This is a genomic window from Sinorhizobium americanum (genome assembly GCF_001651855.1).
Lineage (GTDB): Bacteria > Pseudomonadota > Alphaproteobacteria > Rhizobiales > Rhizobiaceae > Sinorhizobium > Sinorhizobium americanum.
Window position 1 is genome coordinate 1 of record NZ_LNQC01000031.1, and the last position, 16,516, is coordinate 16,516.

Sequence of the window (16,516 nt, forward strand, 5' to 3'; positions counted from 1 at the left end):
ATTGGAGCCTGCCCGGAAGACCGATCTCCCGCTACTCCCATCAAGGGAGGCCGCCGGAGCCCCAATCATCCGATCTTTTTCTTTGGCACGGGCGGTAGGGATGGCGTTCTTCGTCAGGAATTGGCGTCGAGCGGTTCAGCGCTGATAGCAACCGGTTGCTCCTGGTCCTGCCGAAACGGGCGGAAGCTCATGCGATGCAACGAACAGGGTCCGTGGCTGTCGATGGCGTTTCGGTGCCGGACGGTGGCATAGCCTGCGTGCATGGCAAAGCCATAGGCGGGAAAGGTCGCGTCGGCGCGCGCCATCATCCGGTCGCGGGTGACCTTTGCGACGATGGAAGCGGCAGCGATCGACACGGAGCGGGAATCGCCCTTGATGATCGCCTTCGCGTGGCAGGCGAGGCCCTGCGGAACGTCGCGGCCATCGATGAGCGCGAAGCGCGCCGCAACCGAGAGGCCGTCGATCGCGCGGCGCATGGCGTCGAGGCTCGCCTTGAGGATGTCGGTTGCGTCGATATGTGCGGCCGAGGACGAGGCGATCGACACGGTCGCCGTCGCCATGATCTCGTTGAACAACACCTCGCGCTGCTCGGCCGTCAGCAGTTTGCTGTCGTTGAGGCCGGCCGGCACGGCATTGGAATCGAGGATGACGGCTGCGGCCACCACCGGGCCGGCAAGCGGCCCGCGGCCGGCCTCGTCGGCGCCGGCGACCGGCCAAAAACCATCCCGCTTGGCGGCGATTTCGAAGCTGAAGTCCGGAAACACCGGCTCGAGTTGAAAAAGCGGGGAATCGGGCGACTTGCGACGTGACATGCGGGGGACCCTCGCATATTCGCCCGATTCCCTTCAAGCCCCCCGGTACGTGTGCGGCGGTAAACCGGGAGGAAAGCCAGCGCCATCCTGAGGCAAGGGTGGCGCCGGAACTGAATTTGAGATGAAACGATCCTTGCGCTCACCCCATTCGCGCGGATCGTCCTCCTAAAGCAGCGACAGCTGCACACCCATTCCCAGCGGCGGTACGAAAAGATCGTGCCGCAATTGGCGACGGGTAAGGTTGAGCTCCAGACGCTTGGCGGCAAGTTCGAATCGGCGGCCGATCTGCCAGGCATAGGGGCCGGCGCCCTTCATCCGCTTGCCGAACTCGGCGTCATAATCCTTGCCGCCGCGCATCGAGCGGACGAGCGACATCACGTGTCTGTAACGATCCGGATAGTTCCTGAGCAGCCAGTCACGGAAGAGCGGGCTGACTTCGAGCGGCAGGCGCAGGAGCACGTAACTTGCTTCCGTAGCGCCTGCCGTTTTCGCGGCATCGAGCACGCGCTCGATCTCGTGATCGTTGAGAGCCGGGATGATCGGCGCCACCATCACGCCGGCTGGAATGCCTGCTTCGGAGATTGCGCGAATGGCTTCGAGCCGCTTCGGCGGTGTCGATGCCCGCGGCTCCATGGCCCGCGCCAGCTTGCGGTCGAGCGTCGTAACCGAAATGCCGACGCGCGCCAGACCCCTCTCCGCCATCGGAGCGAGGAGATCGATGTCGCGCGTCACCAGCGCCGACTTGGTGACGATCATCACCGGATGATTGGCGGCCCTCAGCACCTCGAGGATCTGGCGCATGATGCGCCACTCCTTCTCGATCGGCTGATAGGGATCCGTGTTGGTGCCGATCGCGATCGGCCGCACCTTGTAGTCCGGCCTCGCCAGTTCGCGTTCCAGCAAGCGGGGAGCGTCCGGTTTGGCGAAGAGCTTCGATTCGAAGTCGAGCCCTGCCGAGAGCCCCATATAGGCGTGCGTCGGCCGCGCGAAACAATAGATGCAGCCGTGCTCGCAGCCCCTATAGGGATTGATGGATCGATCGAAGGATATGTCCGGCGACTCGTTGCGCGTGATGACGTTGCGGGGTTTTTCGACCTGAACTTCCGTCTTGAACGGCGGCAATTCCTCAAGGCTCTGCCAGCCGTCGTCGAACACTTCGCGCGTCCGCGGCTCGAAACGCCCGCCCATGTTGAGCGCGGCACCGCGTCCCCGCCGGCGATCGACGTCCATTCTGGCACCCGTACCGGTGACGATCGCTTCGGCCAGCTCTGCGCTATTGCCGGGCGCAAAGGCGCCCTGCCTAAGTTGAGACAGCTCGGTCATGGAAATCTCCTCGGAACCGATTTGCGACTTCGTTCCGCTCTGATTATTTTCCTAGCCCACAAAGGAGAACATAGCAAGAACAAAATTCTGCTGCAGCGCGGGAATCGCCGAGACAGACCGCTAACCTCCCTTAAGAATTATGGTATCTGATGCAACGATACGCTAGGAGACGGTATGCTGACGATCATAATGGAGACACGCGACAACGAGGCGGAACTCGCGCAGACCTTGTCGGTGCTTGTTGCCGGGGCCGTCGAGGGGCTCGTCAGCGACGTGATCATCCTGGATCACGGCTCGAGGGATGGCTCCGTACACGTCGCCGATGCCGCTGGCTGCCGCTTCTGCGCCGAATGGGACCTCGCCGACGTCGTCCGTTCCGCGCGCGGTGACTGGCTGATGCTGCTTGAGCCGGGAGCCCGTCCGATAGGGCGGTGGGTGGACGAGCTCATCGAATATGTGGCGCTCAACAGGGAGCCGGCCCGGTTTTCGCCATCGCGCATGTACAGGCGGCCGCTCTTCAAGCGTTTGTCGCAGAAGGCGGCGCCGTTGGAAGCCGGGTTTCTGCTGCGCAAGCAGGATGCCGTGGCTGTCGCGCGTGCCGATATGCAGCTCAGCGACATCGCCAATGCGCGGGCGGTTCGCAAGCTGACGACTGAAATCGTTCCGGCATGGGTCGCTCTCGGCAATCGATCTCGGTCCGCGCCTATTTGAAACGGCTCTGCTGCGGCGTCCTTTGCGCTTCTGAAAAGACACGCGGCGCTGGGCACAAGAGGGAAGTGCCTTGCGGCACCCCCTGAAGCAACTCTCAAATGACCTTGTCTAGGAAAAGGGCTTGCCATGCTGCTCCATCTCCTTTGGTGGGGCATCATGTCGTATGACTCTATAGCTCTTTCCACGGGGAAAAGGGAAAGAGGCGTCTTCGCTTCGCCTGGTACGGATGCTCGCTAGGTGCATTGTTTCTGGTCGGCTGACGAGTAGTAATTTAGCGGGTTCAACCATGCGTGGCTGTTCCAAACGGAACAGGTGGTCAACCGCGTTTCAGGTGCTCATCCAGCCGCGGCATGATCTCAACGAAGTTGCAGGGCATGTGCCGGTAGTCGAGCTGCTGCTTCAGGATTCCGTCCCAGGCGTCCTTGCAGGCGCCGGGCGACCCGGGCAATACGAAGATGAAGGTGGCGTTGGCGACGCCGGCCGTTGCCCGCGACTGGATCGTCGAGGTGCCGATCTTGTCGTAGGAGATCCGGTGAAAGACTTCGGAGAAGCCGTCCATGCGTTTCTCGAATAGCGGCTCCAGGGCTTCGGGCGTCACGTCTCGGCCGGTGAAGCCGGTCCCCCCTGTGGTGATGACAACGTCGATCGCCGCATCCAGCGTCCAGGCCCTTACCTGATCGTAGATCTTCTGGCGGTCGTCGGACACGATTTCGCGCGCCTCGAGCCGATGGCCGGCGTCGCTTATGCGTGCCTCGAGCGTGTCGCCCGATTTATCGTCGGCGCGCGTGCGAGTATCGGAAACCGTGAGGACGGCGACCCCGACCGGAATGAAGGGACGTGTTTCGTCGATGCCAGCCATTGCCTATCCTCGCTCCCCCGCGGTTCGGGTGGCTAGAACGTACCACTCAGGATGATCGGCGGAAATGCGTTGCGCCGCCGCAGCCGCCCTTTCGTCGCTGTCGAAGAGGCCGAAGCTGGTGGCGCCTGAACCGGACATCCGCACCAGTTTGGCTTCCACGGTTTGCAACGCAGCCGACACCGCGTCTATCGTCGGCTCCAGCGCGCGCGCCGGCCGCTCCAGATCGTTACGCATTCCGGCAAGCGCCGTCAGCCAGTCCGCCGCCGTGCGGGCGACCGGTGGAAGGGTGAGGGGAGGGTTGCACTTCTCGGCTAGCATCCGGAAGATGACCGGGGTCGAGACGGCGACGAGCGGATTGACGAGGACGATCGCGAAGGACGGCAGATCGGCAACCGGGGCAATCTCTTCGCCGATCCCCTTCGCAAGCAACGGCCTGCCGTCGAGACACATGGGCACATCGGCACCAAGTGCAAGTGCGAGCTCCCCGAGCTTTTCCGGGGCGATCTCTGCTCTCCACAGTGAAAGCAGGCCCCGAAGCGTTGCAGCCGCATCCGCCGAACCTCCGCCGATGCCCGAGGCGATCGGCAGGTTCTTCTCCAGATGCAGATGGACGGGTCCCGCCGCATCGCCGCGCTCGATCAGTTCCCTTCGCAAGAGGTCGCGAGCCCGCAGCACCAGATTGCCGCTCTTGCCTTCCGCCGAAAGCGGCAGATCGCGCCCGAAAGGGCCAGACAGGGTGAAGCGGTCGGCCTCCGCCGGCGAGAGTGCGACCCGATCGCCGCACTCCGCAAAAGTGACGAGGCTTTCCAGAAGATGATGTCCGTCGGCGCGCTGTCCGACGACATGCAGAGCGAGATTGATCTTGGCCGGCGCCGCACGGGTCAGCGCGAAGCCGGCGATGCCGTCCGGCCGCATGCTGTCACGATTTCTTGTCCGGCGCGGCAACCTCGGGGCCCGGCTTCTTCGGCAGCGTCTCCTTGGCGTCCGCCGCGGCTGGAACGTTCTGCTTGAGCGGCGGCAGGCCCTTCTCGATCTTCGCCTTGATCTTCGGAACTTCCGCTTCCTCGGGCTTCATTTCGAGGGCCTGGTTCCACTGGAAAACGGCCTCAAGCTTGCGTCCGACCCGCCAATAGGCATCGCCGAGATGGTCGTTGATCGTCGGGTCGCCGGCCATCAGCTCGGCGGCGCGCTCCAATTCCGTCACCGCCTCGTCGAAGCGATTCATGCGGAAATAGGCCCAGCCGAGCGAGTCGACGATGTAGCCGTCGTCGGGTTTGAGCTCGACCGCCTTGCGGATCATATCCAGGCCTTTGCCGAGGTTGATGTTCATGTCGACCCACGAATAGCCGAGATAGTTCAGGACCTGCGGCTGATTCGGATTGAGCTCGAGCGCCTTCAGGAAATTCGGCTCCGCCTTCGCCCAGACCTTCTGCCGCTCATAGGCGATCCCCCGCTGGAAGAATACCGTCCAGTCGCTACGCTTCGGCACCGGGCCGATCGCCTCGACGGCGCGGTCGTAAAGCTCGCCCATCTCCTTGTACGCCTTGGCGTCGGAAAGGACGCTGCCATAGGCGAGATAGTTGCGGATGTTCTTCGGATCGACTTCGATTAGCGCCTGCAGGTGTTTCTTCGCCTCGTCGACCTTGCCGACGTCGGCCAGCGCCAGACCGAGCTGAAGCTCGGAGACGCGGCGCATTGGCGAATCTGCCGGCACACTCTTGTAAAGCGCGATCGCCTCTTCCTGCTTCTTCAGATTTTCCGCGATGCCGCCGAGCATCACCAGGATATCGGCGCTTTGCGGATCGAGGTGACGGGCGGTCTGCAGATAGAGCGTGACGATGTCTTCCGCTCCCTCGCGGTTGAGAGCGCCGCCGATCGAAAAGAGGACTGCGGCAGCCCCTTGTGCGGCGTTGCCCACCTGCTGCTCTTGCGCCTCGTCCTTTGCGATGCTCTCCCTGAGCGCCTCAAGCGGCGTGTAGTTGTTGACCATGCTCTCGCCGACGGCAACCGTATCCAGCGCCTTCTGCTTGTTGCCCTCGCGGGCTTCGAAGCGAGCCAGCGCCTCGACCGCGCGCATGAACGTGTCCGGCGCGGCACTGCCGCCCTCCCGGTCGAGAATGGCGTCGTTCAGCCGGGCCCGTGCTGTCGCCTTGTCGCCGGCCGCAAGCGCGATCGCGCCGGCGTGATAGTTCTTGAACACTCGGAACCATTCCGGCCCTTCGAGCGCCTTGATCTGGGCGACGGCCTCCTTGGGCCTGCCCTGGCCGGCCTTCGCCCAGGAGGAGAGCAGCGTGCTCATCAGCCGGTCGAGATCGTTCGGTCCCTGATAGTTCAGAAGCTTCTGGGCGCTGCGATATTCGCGCTTGCGGATCGCCTCGATGGCCCGGACGGTGGTGGTGATCCGCTCGACGGCCGGGTCTGCTTTCAGCGCCTCGGCAATCTTGACGCCTTCATCGAACTTGCCGCTCATCAGCAGCGTGATCATCAGCCGCTGTTTGACCTCGGTATTGTCCGGTTCGAACCTGAGGGCAATGCGGTAGAGTTCCGTCGCCGTTGCGAAGTCGCGATCGACGTCGGCCGTCCGCGCCGCCAGGAAGGCGCCGGCGAAGGTGTTGACGCTCCTGACGTCGAAAGGCCGGGCATCCTCGACGGCCGCCTTGTCTTCAGCAAATGCCTGATGGCTTCCGGTCACACACAGAAGAGCCAGCATTGCCGCTCCGCCGAGAAGGCGAAGGAATGTATTATGCCGCATGTCAAACCTTTCGTTGCCGATCGTCTCGGCTCGCCGCGTCTCTGCTGGTTCTTCCGGAGTCGATCGCAAGTTGCCGAACGCAAGTCTTGAAGAATAGAATGGCTTTTTTGGCGCAACGCGGCAAGAAATTCCTCCCGCGGAGAATATTGCTCCTCGCCCGGCGCTCAGCTCACCCGATCGATGCAGAAGTCGATCACCTCGATCAGAGCCGACTTCCAGGAAGACGACGGCAACGGCGCCAGAGCGTCGCGCGCAATCGTCCCATAGTGCTGGGCGCGGGCGATCGTGTCGGCCAGTCCGCCGTAGCGGCGAATGAGGCCGAGGGCCTTGTCGAGATTGGCCGCGTCGCTGGCGCCGCCTTCGATGGCTTCGCGCCAGAAAGCCCGATCCTCCGGCGTGCCGCGCCGGTAGGAAAGGATGACCGGGAGGGTGATCTTGCCCTCGCGGAAGTCGTCGCCGATATTCTTACCGAGATCGCTCGACGAGCCGCCATAGTCAAGAACGTCGTCGACGAGTTGGAAGGCGAGGCCGAGGTTCATGCCGTAGGATTTCAACGCATTGCGATCGGCGCGGCTGGCGCTCGCGACGATCGGCCCGACCTCCGCGGCGGCGGCAAAGAGCGCCGCGGTCTTGGCCCGGATGACCTGCAGGTAGTCGTCCTCGGTCGTCTCCATGTTCTTGGCGACCGAGAGCTGCAGCACTTCGCCCTCGGCGATCACCGAGGCGGCGGTGGACAGCACATCGAGCGCGTCGAGCGAGCCGACATCGACCATCATGCGGAACGCCTGCCCCAGCAGGAAATCGCCGACCAGCACGCTCGCCTGGTTGCCCCAGATCGTCCGCGCCGTCGACTTGCCGCGCCTGAGGTCGCTCTCATCGACGACGTCGTCGTGGAGCAGTGTCGCCGTATGCATGAATTCGACGCTGGTTGCGAGCTTGACATGGGCGTCGCCTTCGTGGCCGAACATCGAAGCGGCAGCGAGCGTCAGCATTGGCCGCAACCGCTTTCCGCCGGACGAAATCAGGTGGTTGGCGACCTCCGGGATCATCTGCACGTCGGAACCGGCTTTGGAGAGGATGAGCTGATTGACGCGCTCCATGTCGGACGCCGTCAGGTCGACGAGCGGCTTCACGGAAGCCTGTTTGTTTTTATTGTCTTCCAGCGGTATCACTACGCCCAACGCCCCGGACTCCTGCTTCGTTGTCGGGTTTGACAATAGAAAGCGGGGCTTCGGGCGGCAAGAGGCGAATTGCCTCGCCCGCTGCAATTTAAGACGGGATCACTGAGGCGAATGAAGGAACTGATCCGCACCAACGACGCCGTGCTGCTCTCCTTTGCGGAAAGCCTGATGAAGGATGCCGGCATTGTATGCCTGATTGCCGATCGGGACATGAGCATCCTCGAAGGCTCGCTCGGCCTCTTGCCGCGCCGCTTTCTGGTGGCAGATGAGGACGCCGATAGAGCACGGCGTATTCTCATCGATGCCGGCCTGGAAAAGGAACTGCGGCAATGACGCCTGCCCTGCCGACAAGCGGGCGCCGGTTCGCGACGCCGTTGCTGAAATGACGACAATGACGACAACGGCGGAAACCGTGGACGCGTTTCACCGCGGGAAATTTCATTTGATCCAGCCGCTCGGCCAGGGCCATCGCTCCGGCATGGACGCGATGCTGCTTGCCGCGCTCGTTTCGTGCGAGCGGCCTTGCCGCGTCGCCGATCTCGGTGCTGGCGCGGGGGCGGCCGGCATGGCGGTCGCCTCAAGGCTCGAAGAAGCAGAGGTCTTGCTCGTCGAGCGCTCGCCGATCATGACCGACTTTGCCCGCCGCAGCCTTGCGCTGCCAGAAAACGCGCGCTTCGCCGCGCGGGTCGCCGTACTCGAGGCGGATGTTTCGCTGAACGGCAAGGCGCGTGCCGCCGCCGGCCTTCCGGATGATGCCTTCGATCACGTGATCATGAACCCGCCGTTCAACGATGCCGCCGACCGCAGGACGCCGGATCGCCTCAAGGCGGAGGCGCATGCGATGAGCGACAATCTCTTCGAGACCTGGATCAAGACCGCCGGGGCGATCATGAAACCCGGCGGGCAGCTTTCGCTGATCGCGCGGCCGGAATCGATCGCCGAGATCATTGCCGCCTGTGGCCGCCGTGTCGGCGGCATCGAGATCACGCCGATCCTGCCGCGTGCCGGCGAGAATGCGGTGAGAATCCTGGTGACGGCCATCAAGCAGAGTCGCAAGCGTCTGGTGCTCCGGGCGCCGCTGATCATGCACGCCGAAGGGGCGCACCGTTTCTCGCCGCAGGTCGATGATTTCAACAATGGCCGCGCCGCCTATCGCCGCCGATGATTAACGGTAAGCGTGCCATTGCGTTTGTGGCGCCAATGCATACATGCAGGGTCGGGTTCGTATCGGGCAGGAGTTGAAATGGCCGGATTCTTCAGAAAACTGATGCCGAGGCGTTTTCGCAGGGATGGGGTTGCGATCCCGGCGATCCGGCTTCACGGCACCATCATGTCCGGAGGCGGACAGTTCCGCCCGGTCCTCAATCTCGCGACCGTCGCACCCCTTCTCGAAAAGGCATTCTCCGTCAAGGAGGCGCCGGCCGTTGCCATTTCCGTCAATTCGCCCGGCGGCTCGCCAGTGCAGTCCCGGCTGATCTATCAGCGCATCCGCGATCTGGCGGAGGAGAAGAAGAAGCGCGTGTTGATCTTTGTCGAGGACGTCGCTGCCTCGGGCGGCTATATGATCGCGCTCGCCGGCGACGAGATCATCGCCGATCCGAGTTCGATCGTTGGCTCGATCGGCGTCGTGTCCGGCGGCTTCGGCTTTCCGGAGCTCCTGAAGAAGGTCGGCGTCGAGCGGCGCGTCTATACCGCGGGTGAGAACAAGGTCGTTCTCGATCCCTTCCAACCGGAAAAGGAGCGCGACGTCGAGTTCCTCAAGAGCCTTCAGCTAGACATCCACGATACCTTCATCCAAATGGTCAAGGCCCGCAGGGGATCGCTGCTTGCCGATCATCCCGATATATTTTCGGGTCTGTTCTGGACCGGACGGCGCGGCCAGGAACTGGGCCTCGTCGATGGTCTCGGCGACATGCGCGGCGAGGTGAGGCGGCGCTATGGTGAAAAAGCCCGCCTCGAACTCATTCAGCCGAGCCGTAGTCTCTTCGGACGCCGCCAGCCTGGCGCGGCGGTGGACGGATCGATCGCCGCGCCCTTGGCGGCTTCGGCCGCTGCCGGCCTTATCGAAGCAATCGAGGACAGGGCGCTTTGGGCACGCTTCGGCCTATGAGACAATGGCAGTCGTGGGGGGGGCAGTCGTCGCGGGCAGCCGTGGGTCGGTCCGGGCATCTGGTCAGGCGTGTGAGGCCGCTTTAACAAAGGCTGCTGCATCTTCCGTCCGACATTCCTGATTCAAGGAGGAGCAGAGGAGAGACCATGCCGCAGATCATTCTGCTCTTGATCATTGTCTTCATCGCCTGGATCGGCTACCGCAAGTTCATAGCGGATGCCAAAAAAGTGACGCGTCAACAGGAACGCTTGCGCCGGGAGCGCCAGACCGGGGCCAACGGGACGCTCGTCAAGGATCCGAAGACCGGCGAATACCGCCTGAAGCGCGAGGACGAGTGACGTCTGCCGCGCTGGTCGGTCCGTCGGCGGGTCGGCCAAGGCGCTTGACCCTTGCCCTGTGGCATGGCACCTGTCCCGGCAAGATTTCGAAGAATTCGGACGTGATCCATGACCACTGCCTCCCTGCCGGACCATATGAACCCGAAGCGCTCCTTTCAGGCCCTGATCCTGACGTTGCACAATTATTGGGCCGACAAGGGCTGCGCCGTGCTTCAGCCCTATGACATGGAGGTTGGGGCCGGTACCTTCCATCCGGCGACGACGCTGAGGGCGCTCGGGCCGAAACCGTGGCGTGCGGCCTATGTCCAGCCGTCGCGCCGCCCGACCGACGGACGCTATGGCGAGAACCCCAACCGGCTCCAGCATTACTACCAATATCAGGTTCTCCTGAAGCCGAATCCGTCCAACCTTCAGGAGCTCTACCTCGGCTCGTTGGAAGCGATCGGCCTCGATCCGCTGCTGCACGACATCCGCTTCGTCGAGGATGACTGGGAAAGCCCGACGCTCGGCGCTTGGGGGCTTGGCTGGGAGTGCTGGTGCGATGGCATGGAAGTCTCGCAGTTCACCTATTTCCAGCAGGTCTGCGGCATCGAGTGCTCGCCGGTTTCCGGCGAGTTGACCTACGGCCTCGAGCGCCTGGCGATGTATGTTCAGGGCGTCGATAATGTCTACGACCTGAACTTCAACGGCCGCGAGGGTGCCGAGAAGATTACCTATGGCGACGTGTTCCTGCAGGCTGAGCAGGAATATTCGCGGCACAATTTCGAATATGCCAACACGGCGATGCTGCATCAGCACTTCATCGACGCCGAGAAGGAGTGCGTGGCGCTGCTCGCCGCCGGCGCGCCCGGCGATGCCAGCAACAACCGCCTGCACAAATGCGTCCTTCCCGCCTATGACCAATGCATCAAGGCGAGCCACGTCTTCAACCTTCTGGATGCGCGCGGCGTCATCTCCGTGACCGAACGGCAGAGCTATATCCTGCGGGTGCGCACGCTTGCCAAAGCCTGCGGCGAGGCCTTCCTGCTGACCGACGCTGGTGGTGCGAACGTGGCGAAAGACGCGGCCTGATCAGGCCAGGCGGAGCTTTCGTCCACACGGCATGGTGGCGTGCCTCTTCGCGGTCGACGCGCCGGAAGCCAGCATATGCTGCAGGCAGAAGAACTCGCTGCCATCGAGCCGCCACATCGGCTCTAGCCTCATCGAGGCGCTGTTCGTCAATTCGCCGGCATAGATCTGCAGTGCGCGACGAACACCGGCCGGTCTCTCGACCGGGGCTGCGCTCGCATGGGCAGCGAAGAGGGCTGTAAAGGCGACAGCGTTGATGAAAGTAGCGAGCGAGCTCATGGTCCTGTCTGCGTGCTGTGGTTGCTGGTGATCTGAGTATCGGCCATCGGCGGCCATCGTGCCGTTACCGGCGGAACAACTCGGCCCTGACGAGGTCGCTACATCGAAACTGGGCAAGGCAGCGCTTTTGACAGGCCCCTGCGGGTGGTCGGCAATCGTGCGGACGGGCCGGTTCGGCTGCCGAAAATCATTGGAATTGGAGCGGGGAAATCTGCGCTTTTTGCCTGCGCGTCCAGTATCTCGCAGGCGAAGTCGGTGTTAACCTCCGGCGGGTTTCGAAGGAGGGCATTCATGATCGGGCTGGCAATCGGGGTCGCCGTGATCCTGTACCTGGTGTTCGTCTACAACGGCCTCGTCAAGGCGCGGCAGATGGCCGAAGAGGCTTGGTCAGGGATCGACGTACAGTTGAAGCGCCGCGCCGACCTCATCCCCAACCTGATCGAGACGGTGAAGGGCTATGCGGCACACGAGAAATCGACCCTCGAGGAAGTCGTCGCCCTGCGCAATCGGGCCCAGTCTGTCCCCGAGGGCGATGTCGCCGCGCGAGCGGTAGCCGAGGGGGCGCTCTCGCAGGCGCTCGGCCGTGTCTTTGCGCTCGCCGAAGCCTATCCGGATCTGAAGGCGAACGAGAACTTTGCCGAGCTCCAGGGCTCGCTGGAGACGATCGAAGGCGAGATCCAGATGTCGCGCCGCTATTACAATGGTGCTGCCAGGGACCTGAACGTCAAGGTCGAAAGCTTCCCGTCCAACCTGATCGCCAACGCCTTCCGCTTTGCCAAGGCCAGTTATTTCGAGATCACCAACGAAGCGGATCGCGCTGTGCCGTCGGTCAAGTTCTGAGGCGGCAGGCAAGAGGAATTCCTGATGAAGCGGCTTCTGGCGGCGCTTGCATTCGTGCTTATTGTCCTTGCCGCACCATGTTCGGCCGTGGCGGAAGAGATCGTCTTCTCTTATCATTCGGTCATCGACGTCGCCAAGGACGGCACCCTCACGGTGACCGAAACGATCACCGCGAATGTCGAGGGCAAACAGATTCGCCGCGGCATCTATCGTGATTTTCCCCTGACTTTTATCGATCCGAACGGCCGGCGCGTCCGGGCAGATTTCAAGCTCGTTTCCGTCGAACGCGATGGCGAGCAGGAGGAGTACCGGACCGAAACGATCAGCGACGGCATCCGCATCTATACCGGAAACGCTGAGGTCTTCCTGCCGCGTGGCGAGCATATATTTCAGATCACCTATGAGACCGGCCGCCAGATACGCTTCTTCAACGATCACGACGAGCTTTATTGGAACGTCACCGGGACCGGATGGGCCTTCCCGATCGAGGAGGCGACCGCGACCGTCACCCTGCCGGATGGCGTCGTGGCGCAGGCGCTCGACGTCTTTACCGGCGGCTACGGCGCCACCGGCAAGGACGCGCGCGCGGTCGAGGAGGGAGGCGAGGTCTTCTTTGCCACCACGCGCAGGCTGCGCCCGCAGGAGGGCCTGACCATCGCGATCAAGCTGCCGAAGGGAAGCATTGACCGGCCGAGTGCCTCGCAGCAGAACATCTGGTGGCTGCGCGATCACCTGGCGCTGGTCATCGCCGGCGCCGGCCTTGTCGTCGTGAGCCTTTATTACGGGCGCGCCTGGCTGCGCGTCGGCCGCGATCCCGCTCGCGGCGTGATGGTGCCGCGCTGGGATCCGCCGGAGGGCATATCGCCGGCGCTCGTGAACTACATCGACAACAAGGGATTTTCCGGCGAGGGCTGGACGGCGCTCTCGGCTGGGGTGCTCCACTTGGCGGTAAAGGGATATGTCGTCCTCGACGACCTGAAGAGCGCCATCGTCGTCTCGGCGACGGGCAAGGGCGGCGACGGAAAGCTCCCAGCGGGCGAGGCGGCGCTGATGAAGGCGGTCGTGACGGCCGGCGGTACGCTCAAGATCGATCGGGCGAACGGCAAGGCGGTGGCAGCCGCCGGTTCCAGCTTTCGCAGCGCCATGGAGCGCGAACATCGCGGCAAATACTACCGGGCCAATATCGGCTATATCATCGGCGGCGTGGTGCTTTCGATCGTTGCGCTGGCGGCGCTCTTCATCTTCGGCGAACTCAGCGAAGAGACCATCCCTTTCCTCGTCGTTCCGGTCTTCGTCGCCGTATTCGTTTCCGCCTTCGCCGTTTCCGTCGGTAAGTCCATGAGGCGGGGAGCGAGCCTCATGCGACGCATCCTGTCGATTGTCGCGCTGGCCTCTATCGGCTTCGTCCTGTTCGCCGTCTTTTCGAGCATTCTGGCGGTCCTCTTCATTTCGGCAACCGAGCCGGACGACCTGCCGCTGTTCTTCGCGGTTGGCGGCATCGTGCTCGTCAACGGCCTCTTCTACTATCTAATGGGCGCGCCGACGCCGCTCGGCAGCCGGATGATGGACGGCATTGACGGGCTACGGCAATATATGACGCTTGCCGAGCAGGACCGGCTGAACATGCAGGGCGCGCCCGAAATGTCGCCGCGGCATTTTGAGACTCTCTTGCCCTATGCCGTGGCGCTCGGCGTCGAAAAGCCGTGGACCGAGACATTCGATCGCTGGCTGCTGGCGGCAGCCGGAGGGACGGCAGCCGCCGCCTACCAGCCGGGTTGGTATCACGGCGATTCTTTCGGGCCTGGATCTTTCACCGACACGATCGGCGGCTTCGCCGGCTCGATGGCCGATACCATGACGTCATCGCTGCCGCCTCCGCCCAAGAGTTCGTCCTCCGGCTTTTCTTCCGGCGGCGGCTTTTCCGGCGGCGGTGGCGGTGGCGGTGGCGGCGGCGGCTGGTAGAGCCGGCCAATTTCCTCGCCGCACTTGATGACATTCTCGCCCGGGCTTGCTAAGTCGAGGCCACCCACCGGAACAGAACAAAGTCTCGATTGATGCCCGATCTTCTTATTGAACTGCGCTCAGAAGAAATCCCTGCCCGCATGCAGCGCAAGGCGGCCGGCGACCTGAAGAAGCTCGTGACGGACGCACTGGTCGAGGCGGGCCTCACTTATGAAGGGGCGCGCGAATATTGGACGCCGCGGCGGCTGACGCTCGACATCCGCGGCCTCAATGCCCGCTCCGCCGATGTCCGCGAAGAGCGCAAGGGGCCGCGCACCGACGCCAACGAGAAGGCGATCGAAGGCTTTTTGCGCGCCGCGGGCCTCTCCTCGATCAGCGACGCCCATGTCCACAGCGATCCGAAAAAGGGGGAATTCTACGTCGCCCACATCGTCAAGCCGGGCCGCGACGCCGAGGACATCATCGCCGAGGTGATGCCGATGATCGTTCGCGACTTTCCCTGGCCGAAGTCCATGCGCTCCGGTGCCGCCTCCGCCAGGCCGGGCAGCTTGCGCTGGGTCCGCCCGCTGCAATCGATCGTCTGCACCTTCGGCGCAGAAACCGAGGAGACGCGGGTTATCTCCTTCGAGGTCGACGGCATTGTCGCCTCGAACGTCACCTATGGCCACCGCTTTCACGCGCCCGAGGCGATCACCGTGCGCCGCTTCGCCGACTATGCCGACAAGCTCGAAAAGGCGAAGGTCGTGCTCGACGCCGAGCGCCGCGAGGAGATCATCGGCGCTGACGCACGCAACGTCGCCTTCGCCAACGGTCTTGAATTGGTCGAGGACGAGGGCCTGCTCGAGGAAGTTGCGGGTCTCGTCGAATGGCCGCGGGTGCTGATGGGAAGCTTCGAGGAGAGCTATCTCGAGATTCCCTCCGAGATCATCCGCCTGACGATCAAGACCAACCAGAAATGTTTTGTGACACGACAGCCGGGCGCGGAAAGGCTGTCGAACCGGTTCATCCTCGTTTCAAATATCGAGGCGAAGGACGGCGGCAGGGAGATCGTCCACGGCAACGGCAAGGTCGTGCGCGCGCGTCTCTCCGACGCGGCGCATTTCTGGAAACGCGACCAGGGCGACCTGCCGGATCCCGACACGCTGAAGCCGTCCGCCGAGAAATTCGGGCTCGATCTGAAGAAGCCCCTCGACCAGCGCATGGCGAAGCTCGACGCGCTGAACGTCACCTTCCATGCCAAGCTCGGAACGCAGGGCGAGCGCGTCCTCCGCATCCGCTCGATCGGGTTGGCGCTTGCCGAGGTCACCGGCGCCGACCAGGCTCTGGTGGCGCGGGCTGCGGTGCTTGCCAAGGCGGATCTGCGCACCGAGGCCGTCGGCGAGTTTCCCGAGTTGCAGGGCATCATGGGCCACAAATACGCGGTTCTGCAGGGCGAGGACGCGGCGGTCGCCAATGCGATCGAGGACCATTACAAGCCGCAAGGTCCCTCCGACCGGGTGCCGACCGATCCCGTGTCGGTGGCGGTTGCGCTCGCCGACAAGCTCGATACGCTCGTCGGCTTCTGGGCAATCGACGAGAAGCCGACCGGCTCGAAGGATCCCTATGCCCTGCGTCGTGCCGCACTCGGGGTTATCCGGCTCATTCTGGAGGGCAAGGCGCGTCTGCCGCTGTTGCCGTTCTTCGACGTCGCGCTGAAAGCCCTGAGGACACAGCGCCCCGATCTGGCCGGCAATATTGCCACGGACCTTCTCGCCTTCTTCCATGATCGCCTGAAAGTCTATCTGCGTGATCTCGGAGCGCGTTACGATCTGATCGACGCGGTCTTGACGTCGGACGCCGACGACCTGTTGATGATCGCGCGCCGTGTCGAAGCACTCACCGCTTTCATCACGGCCGAAGAGGGCAGGAACCTGCTTGCCGGCACGAAGCGGGCCACGCAGATCCTCGCAGCCGAAGAGAAGAAGGGCACCGAAGTCGCGGACACCGTGGACGAGAAACTCTTCAGCCTCGATGCGGAGCGGACACTGCACGCCTCGATCCAGCTTGCCTCCGGCGATGCGCGCGAAGCGATCGTCAAGGAGGATTTTCGCTCCGCCATGGCAGCGCTCTCCAAATTACGCGAGCCGGTCGATGTGTTCTTCAACGACGTGCTCGTGAATGACGAGGACAAGGCGATCCGTGCCAACCGGCTGGCACTCCTGGGGCTGATCCGCTCGGCGACCGGTGAGGTCGCGGACTTTTCGAAGATTTCCGGATAAGTCCGTTCGGCTCACTGAAGAGC

16 protein-coding genes are annotated in these 16,516 nt (G+C 63.3%); 9 read left to right on the forward strand and 7 right to left on the reverse strand.

Annotated features, from left to right (window positions below; translation table 11 throughout):
• Positions 1-113 precede the first annotated feature (113 nt).
• On the reverse strand, positions 114-812 hold the full coding sequence (locus ATC00_RS01110) for a ribonuclease HII (protein ID WP_064251703.1): 699 nt from the start codon (positions 810-812) through the stop codon (positions 114-116).
• 165 nt (positions 813-977) lie between these two features.
• Complete coding sequence (locus ATC00_RS01115; RefSeq protein WP_064251704.1) at positions 978-2,135, reverse strand: PA0069 family radical SAM protein; 1,158 nt, start codon at positions 2,133-2,135, stop codon at positions 978-980.
• Positions 2,136-2,309: 174 nt separating this feature from the next.
• On the opposite strand from ATC00_RS01115, the gene ATC00_RS01120 reads away from it, so the two are divergent.
• Entirely contained in the window at positions 2,310-2,846 is a 537-nt protein-coding gene (locus ATC00_RS01120; RefSeq protein WP_037379184.1) for a glycosyltransferase family protein, read from the forward strand.
• A gap of 316 nt (positions 2,847-3,162) precedes the next feature.
• Here ATC00_RS01120 and moaB read toward each other — a convergent pair whose 3' ends face one another.
• From moaB to ATC00_RS01140, 4 genes are all read right to left on the reverse strand, one after another.
• Positions 3,163-3,705 (reverse strand): molybdenum cofactor biosynthesis protein B, encoded by a 543-nt coding sequence (gene moaB, locus ATC00_RS01125; RefSeq protein ID WP_037379186.1) that lies wholly within the window; start codon positions 3,703-3,705, stop codon positions 3,163-3,165.
• Positions 3,706-3,708: 3 nt separating this feature from the next.
• Complete coding sequence (locus tag ATC00_RS01130; protein WP_037379189.1) at positions 3,709-4,620, reverse strand: 4-(cytidine 5'-diphospho)-2-C-methyl-D-erythritol kinase; 912 nt, start codon at positions 4,618-4,620, stop codon at positions 3,709-3,711.
• Between the two features lie 4 nt (positions 4,621-4,624).
• Positions 4,625-6,457 (reverse strand): tetratricopeptide repeat protein, encoded by a 1,833-nt coding sequence (locus ATC00_RS01135; RefSeq protein WP_064251705.1) that lies wholly within the window; start codon positions 6,455-6,457, stop codon positions 4,625-4,627.
• Positions 6,458-6,621: 164 nt separating this feature from the next.
• The gene (locus ATC00_RS01140) at positions 6,622-7,638 is read right to left on the reverse strand and encodes a polyprenyl synthetase family protein (RefSeq protein ID WP_037379195.1); all 1,017 of its coding nucleotides are present in this window, start codon (positions 7,636-7,638) and stop codon (positions 6,622-6,624) included.
• A gap of 111 nt (positions 7,639-7,749) precedes the next feature.
• On the opposite strand from ATC00_RS01140, the gene ATC00_RS01145 reads away from it, so the two are divergent.
• The 5 genes from ATC00_RS01145 to ATC00_RS01165 all read left to right on the forward strand — a co-directional run bounded on the left by ATC00_RS01145 (position 7,750) and on the right by ATC00_RS01165 (position 11,157).
• Positions 7,750-7,971 carry a putative signal transducing protein gene (locus tag ATC00_RS01145; RefSeq protein WP_037379196.1) on the forward strand — a complete coding sequence of 74 codons (222 nt, stop codon included), beginning with the start codon at positions 7,750-7,752 and terminating at the stop codon, positions 7,969-7,971.
• 58 nt (positions 7,972-8,029) lie between these two features.
• Entirely contained in the window at positions 8,030-8,803 is a 774-nt protein-coding gene (locus ATC00_RS01150; protein WP_037379198.1) for a tRNA1(Val) (adenine(37)-N6)-methyltransferase, read from the forward strand.
• Positions 8,804-8,881: 78 nt separating this feature from the next.
• Positions 8,882-9,748: a S49 family peptidase gene (locus ATC00_RS01155; RefSeq protein WP_037379201.1), complete on the forward strand. Its 867-nt coding sequence runs from the start codon at positions 8,882-8,884 to the stop codon at positions 9,746-9,748.
• A 146-nt stretch (positions 9,749-9,894) separates the two neighbouring features.
• A complete protein-coding gene (locus tag ATC00_RS01160) occupies positions 9,895-10,086 on the forward strand; it encodes a hypothetical protein (RefSeq protein WP_037379204.1) in 192 nt (63 codons plus the stop codon).
• 108 nt (positions 10,087-10,194) lie between these two features.
• Positions 10,195-11,157 carry a glycine--tRNA ligase subunit alpha gene (locus tag ATC00_RS01165; protein WP_037379206.1) on the forward strand — a complete coding sequence of 321 codons (963 nt, stop codon included), beginning with the start codon at positions 10,195-10,197 and terminating at the stop codon, positions 11,155-11,157.
• Here the strand turns inward: ATC00_RS01165 and ATC00_RS01170 are convergent, their stop codons facing one another.
• Entirely contained in the window at positions 11,158-11,433 is a 276-nt protein-coding gene (locus tag ATC00_RS01170; protein ID WP_037379207.1) for a hypothetical protein, read from the reverse strand.
• Positions 11,434-11,724: 291 nt separating this feature from the next.
• Here ATC00_RS01170 and ATC00_RS01175 point away from each other — a divergent pair, with 291 nt between their 5' ends.
• The 3 genes from ATC00_RS01175 (at position 11,725) to glyS (ending at position 16,493) form a co-directional block, all read left to right on the forward strand.
• A complete protein-coding gene (locus ATC00_RS01175; RefSeq protein ID WP_037379209.1) occupies positions 11,725-12,273 on the forward strand; it encodes a LemA family protein in 549 nt (182 codons plus the stop codon).
• A gap of 24 nt (positions 12,274-12,297) precedes the next feature.
• Positions 12,298-14,235 (forward strand): DUF2207 domain-containing protein, encoded by a 1,938-nt coding sequence (locus ATC00_RS01180; protein WP_064251706.1) that lies wholly within the window; start codon positions 12,298-12,300, stop codon positions 14,233-14,235.
• A 92-nt stretch (positions 14,236-14,327) separates the two neighbouring features.
• On the forward strand, positions 14,328-16,493 hold the full coding sequence (gene glyS / locus ATC00_RS01185; protein WP_064251707.1) for a glycine--tRNA ligase subunit beta: 2,166 nt from the start codon (positions 14,328-14,330) through the stop codon (positions 16,491-16,493).
• The last annotated feature ends 23 nt before the right edge of the window (positions 16,494-16,516 follow it).